The organism is Providencia sp. PROV032, from assembly GCF_028484875.1.
GTDB lineage: Bacteria > Pseudomonadota > Gammaproteobacteria > Enterobacterales > Enterobacteriaceae > Providencia > Providencia rettgeri_E.
In genome coordinates, this window is sequence record NZ_JAMPSX010000054.1 from 1 (window position 1) to 4,575 (window position 4,575).

The window sequence follows — 4,575 nt, forward strand, 5'->3', positions numbered from 1 at the left end:
GTTTTTTGTACCCAGTTTAAGAATACCTTTATCATGTGATTCTAAAGTATCCGGAGAATATCTGTATGCTTTGTATGCTTTGTATGCTTTGTATGCTTTGTATGCCTATGGTTATGCATAAAAATCCCAGTGATAAGAGTATTTATCACTGGGATTTTTATGCCCTTTTGGGCTTTTGAATGGAGGAAAATCACATGAAAATTATTAATATTGGAGTTTTAGCTCATGTTGATGCGGGAAAAACTACCTTAACAGAAAGCTTATTATATAACAGTGGAGCGATTACAGAATTAGGAAGCGTGGACAGAGGTACAACGAAAACGGATAATACGCTTTTAGAACGTCAGAGAGGAATTACAATTCAGACGGCGATAACCTCTTTTCAGTGGAAAAATACTAAGATAAACATCATAGACACGCCAGGACATATGGATTTTTTAGCAGAAGTATATCGTTCATTATCAGTATTAGATGGGGCAATTCTACTGATTTCTGCAAAAGATGGCGTACAAGCACAAACTCGTATATTGTTTCATGCACTTAGGAAAATAGGTATTCCCACAATCTTTTTTATCAATAAGATTGACCAAAATGGAATTGATTTATCAACGGTTTATCAGGATATTAAAGAGAAACTTTCTGCGGAAATTGTAATCAAACAGAAGGTAGAACTGCATCCTAATATGCGTGTAATGAACTTTACCGAATCTGAACAATGGGATATGGTAATAGAAGGAAATGATTACCTTTTGGAGAAATATACGTCTGGGAAATTATTGGAAGCATTAGAACTCGAACAAGAGGAAAGCATAAGATTTCATAATTGTTCCCTGTTCCCTGTTTATCACGGAAGTGCAAAAAACAATATAGGGATTGATAACCTTATAGAAGTGATTACGAATAAATTTTATTCATCAACACATCGAGGTCAGTCTGAACTTTGCGGAAAAGTTTTCAAAATTGAGTATTCGGAAAAAAGACAGCGTCTTGCATATATACGTCTTTATAGTGGCGTACTGCATTTGCGAGATTCGGTTAGAATATCGGAAAAGGAAAAAATAAAAATTACAGAAATGTATACTTCAATAAATGGTGAATTATGTAAAATCGATAAGGCTTATTCCGGGGAAATTGTTATTTTGCAGAATGAGTTTTTGAAGTTAAATAGTGTTCTTGGAGATACAAAGCTATTGCCACAGAGAGAGAGAATTGAAAATCCCCTCCCTCTGCTGCAAACGGCTGTTGAACCGAGCAAACCTCAACAAAGGGAAATGTTACTTGATGCACTTTTAGAAATCTCCGACAGTGACCCGCTTCTGCGATATTATGTGGATTCTGCGACACATGAAATCATACTTTCTTTCTTAGGGAAAGTACAAATGGAAGTGACTTGTGCTCTGCTGCAAGAAAAGTATCATGTGGAGATAGAAATAAAAGAGCCTACAGTCATTTATATGGAAAGACCGTTAAAAAAAGCAGAGTATACCATTCACATCGAAGTTCCACCGAATCCTTTCTGGGCTTCCATTGGTCTATCTGTAGCACCGCTTCCATTAGGGAGCGGAGTACAGTATGAGAGCTCGGTTTCTCTTGGATACTTAAATCAATCGTTTCAAAATGCAGTTATGGAGGGGATACGCTATGGCTGTGAACAAGGATTGTATGGTTGGAATGTGACGGACTGTAAAATCTGTTTTAAGTATGGCTTATACTATAGCCCTGTTAGTACCCCAGCAGATTTTCGGATGCTTGCTCCTATTGTATTGGAACAAGTCTTAAAAAAAGCTGGAACAGAATTGTTAGAGCCATATCTTAGTTTTAAAATTTATGCGCCACAGGAATATCTTTCACGAGCATACAACGATGCTCCTAAATATTGTGCGAACATCGTAGACACTCAATTGAAAAATAATGAGGTCATTCTTAGTGGAGAAATCCCTGCTCGGTGTATTCAAGAATATCGTAGTGATTTAACTTCCTTTACAAATGGACGTAGTGTTTGTTTAACAGAGTTAAAAGGGTACCATGTTACTACCGGTGAACCTGTTTGCCAGCCCCGTCGTCCAAATAGTCGGATAGATAAAGTACGATATATGTTCAATAAAATAACTTAGTGTATTTTATGTTGTTATATAAATATGGTTTCTTGTTAAATAAGATGAAATATTTTTTAATAAAGATTTGAATTAAAGTGTAAAGGACGAGATAGTTATTATAAACTACAAGTGGATATTGTGTCCTGTATGTGGAAATAAAACACGATTAAAGATAAGGGAAGATACTGAATTAAAAAAATTCCCCCTCTATTGTCCGAAATGCAGACAAGAAAATTTAATTGAAATAAAGCAGTTCAAAGTAACTGTGATTACAGAGCCAGACGCAAAGACGCAGAGCCGATAAAATGAGATTAATACAATCTCATTTTATCGGCTCTTTCCGTTATGTATGGATTCTTTTAATTAGTCTTCGATGTTTCTTGCTTCGTTGATACCGCTGGCTAAAGATTCCATTAAGGATAGTTCTTTGTCTGTAAAGCTATCCATGTATTTCTCTATCTGTAATCGTCGGGTGCTTTTTACCAAGTTATTAGCAGGTAAGAAAAATTCATCAACGGAAACATGAAGTAACGATACAAGGTCATAAAGAACTTGTATGCTGGGGTGTTGCCCTTTATTTTCAATATTAGTTAAGTACCGTGGGTCAATTTCAATCAATGCTCCCACTTGGGGTTCTAGGGATTTTCCCCTCTAAAGTAACATAAATCGCCACAACCCTCGCAGTTAATGGCTTGTGGAGCTGGGTTACCTTTCATTTTAGACTTCATTTTCAACAATAGGCCTAGTTATTTCCTGTAAATCAGGTAGTTTGCGGTTACTAGCGAACTGATAAGTGCCGCTCAGATTAATGTTCTGCCATGCAACGGGTGATACTTGTCGAGTTATTGCTGCTTTTTCCTCGTCACCAACTTCTTCAAAGTGCAGTAATAGATGACTTAGGATCATCGAGTTAAAGTAGATAATAGCATTTGCCGTCAAACGGGCACACTCGTTCCAGACGACTATTTCTGATTCGTTTTTTCCACGGAACTGGTCACGATTGACCGATGCAATAGCTCGCCTGAGGAAATGCCAGGCTTCGCCTCGGTTCAGTGCTCGTTGAACATATTGGCGCAGACTTGCATCATCAATATAATCAAGTAAATATTGGGCTTTGATGAGCCTATTATATTCCGTTAATGCTTGTAATATAGGGTGTCTAGATGGATAACCAGATAATTTGCGTACTAGCAATGCCTGTGTTGTGCGTTTTTCTTGAAGGGATAACACAATACGCTGAATATCCTGCCAGCCTTCTTCAATCACATTCATTTTTATCGGCTTTTTCAGCGCCAGATGCGTGTTTCCGTCGTCGCTTTCAGTTACGTTAAATAGGTCATTGATCACACTGGTGAACTGAGCATACCTAGGCGCAAAACTATAACCGCATAAATCCAATAAGGCATAATTAACATGATTAACACCATGGGTGTCGGTTGAGAGGACATCTGGCTTAAGATCACTAGTATTAGATTGTAGTAAGTCGTAAATATAATGGGACTCATGCTCATTAGATCCTATGATACGGGCATTTAACGCACTATGATTGGCAACTAACGTCATGGCCGTAATACCTTTGTTGGTGCCGAAGTATTTCGAGGAGTAGCGAGTTTTAAAAGTCTCAAGGTGAGTTTCAAATTTTTGCCCATCGGTACTGGCGTGCAGGACGTCTTCTTGGATGTGATAGTGGCGGAAAATAGGGAGTGCCGCTACTGCGTTATTGATGATATCACTAGCCTCTTGCAAGGTTTCAGGCCTAATATAATTAGCTTGTATAGTGCTTAGATGCTCATAACTGCGATCAGATATTTGTGCCATCCCATATACGCCGCGATGTGTCGCATTCGCAATTAGAATAGCCAATAAATCATCCTGATTGGCGCCTACTTGTTTTTGTATTGGCAGCACGTGTGCGAAGCATTGCATAAAGTTGGTTTCTTGTTCAACATAACGCAACACATCAGCAATACTGACGGGGATCATTTGTTTAAAGAAAGGGTTGTTGACAAGTGATTGGGAGCCTTTAACTGGCAGTCGCCATCGTGTGCCACTTCGGCTCTTCATGATCACATTGCGGTTATCACCATTATCAATGTGACGAGCAACATCTTCTAGGGATGTTGTTAAGCGTATTTGTTTTACTTGCAGTAGCTTCTGAATCGGCTGCTTTAGCTTTTCCAATGTTGATGATGCCAATAGATCAGGCTGTATTGACGATGCAATTAAGTCGTCTTCTAGCGCACGATATTTAGTGACGTTTGATAAGTAAATTCGACCATTAAGCCGAGAAGCCAGTTGACGGTAAAGCAACCATTCGTATCGCTGTGGATGAACAACATCCTTGTTAATTAACCATGGACGATGTTTTTGTTGGATAAGTGTACTATCCATTGTTTGCAATGTATTACCTGCTAATAGTTCTGTTTTTGTGGTTTTGAGCTGGGTCACTAATGCTTCTGAGCCTTTACCTGCTTGGCAC

General features: G+C 38.4%; 4 protein-coding genes and 1 pseudogene. 3 read left to right on the forward strand and 2 right to left on the reverse strand.

Going from position 1 to position 4,575, the window contains the following annotated elements; all coding sequences use genetic code 11:
- The first annotated feature begins 101 nt into the window (after positions 1 to 101).
- From PSF42_RS20850 to PSF42_RS20355, 3 genes are all read left to right on the forward strand, one after another.
- The gene (locus PSF42_RS20850) at positions 102 to 179 is read left to right on the forward strand and encodes a tetracycline resistance determinant leader peptide (RefSeq protein WP_078372222.1); all 78 of its coding nucleotides are present in this window, start codon (positions 102 to 104) and stop codon (positions 177 to 179) included.
- A 15-nt stretch (positions 180 to 194) separates the two neighbouring features.
- The gene (gene tet(M), locus PSF42_RS20350; RefSeq protein WP_014386813.1) at positions 195 to 2,114 is read left to right on the forward strand and encodes a tetracycline resistance ribosomal protection protein Tet(M); all 1,920 of its coding nucleotides are present in this window, start codon (positions 195 to 197) and stop codon (positions 2,112 to 2,114) included.
- A gap of 118 nt (positions 2,115 to 2,232) precedes the next feature.
- The gene (locus PSF42_RS20355; protein WP_000336323.1) at positions 2,233 to 2,400 is read left to right on the forward strand and encodes a cysteine-rich KTR domain-containing protein; all 168 of its coding nucleotides are present in this window, start codon (positions 2,233 to 2,235) and stop codon (positions 2,398 to 2,400) included.
- A gap of 59 nt (positions 2,401 to 2,459) precedes the next feature.
- Here the strand turns inward: PSF42_RS20355 and PSF42_RS20360 are convergent, their stop codons facing one another.
- Positions 2,460 to 2,714, reverse strand: coding sequence for a helix-turn-helix domain-containing protein (locus PSF42_RS20360; RefSeq protein WP_442959232.1), 255 nt, complete (start codon positions 2,712 to 2,714; stop codon positions 2,460 to 2,462).
- 99 nt (positions 2,715 to 2,813) lie between these two features.
- Positions 2,814 to 4,575: pseudogene (locus PSF42_RS20365) on the reverse strand (Tn3-like element ISKox2 family transposase); the annotation flags it as partial.